Below are 245 nucleotides of genomic sequence, written 5' to 3'. Positions count from 1 at the left end.
AGGAGAACCCTTAGGAACGCATTCCTATGAATACTCGGCTTTCCATCTTCTGAAAGAAATAGATGCAAAAGGGCATGTAACCACCTATGAGTACAACCCTCAGGGACAATTAACCGGTGTGATTAAAGAAGATGCGGCAGTTTATTACACCTATGATTCATTAGGGCGGAAAGAATCCGTCAAAACCTTCTTTGGACATGGAGACAATGATTATACCTTAGATGTATTTGCCTATGACCTCCATG

The 245-nt window shown here is 41.6% G+C and carries 1 protein-coding gene; it reads left to right on the top strand.

What is annotated here, in order from left to right:
* Positions 1 to 245, top strand: a 245-nt coding sequence (locus AOM43_RS08960; protein ID WP_152618863.1) for an RHS repeat domain-containing protein, incomplete at both ends; no start/stop codon positions are given.

The sequence above is a fragment of the Parachlamydia acanthamoebae genome (assembly GCF_000875975.1).
GTDB lineage: Bacteria > Chlamydiota > Chlamydiia > Chlamydiales > Parachlamydiaceae > Parachlamydia > Parachlamydia acanthamoebae.
The sequence above is the reverse complement of the archived record's forward strand: the minus strand, read 5'-3'. Positions and strand labels throughout refer to the sequence as shown.